This window comes from Methylobacterium sp. D54C (assembly GCF_053345595.1).
Genome location: NZ_JBKFAK010000146.1, coordinates 1 through 339, shown reverse-complemented (window position 1 = coordinate 339; position 339 = coordinate 1). Strand labels below are relative to the sequence as shown.

Below are 339 nucleotides of genomic sequence, written 5' to 3'. Positions count from 1 at the left end.
CTGGCCTCGACGAGCTCTTCGGCGGCGGCGATCAGGCGGCGGCCACCAAGGATGTCCTCGCCGGCCAGATCCCGGCCGGCCGCGTCGGCCGGCCCGAGGAGATCGCCCAGGCGGTGCTGGTCCTCGCCTCGGACGCGGCGAGCTTCGTCAACGGCGTCGAGCTGTTCGCCGACGGCGGGCAGGTCCAGATCTGAGGGTTCGGGGCGGCCGGGACGCGACACCCGGTCCCGGCCACCCCCGTGAACCCTGGCAATGGCCGGCGGTTAAAGGCCCGGCCCTCCGGTCCCGCTTCCTCGCGGGCGGGCGCCGGGAAGGACAAACGGTTTCCATGGGCTGGCC

The 339-nt window shown here is 74.3% G+C and carries 1 protein-coding gene; it reads left to right on the top strand.

All coding sequences use genetic code 11. The annotated features are described in order from the left end of the window. The coding region (locus ACLBYB_RS32910) for an SDR family oxidoreductase (RefSeq protein WP_447701392.1) at window positions 1-194 on the top strand (194 nt) is incomplete at its 5' end. Window positions 195-339 lie beyond the last annotated feature (145 nt).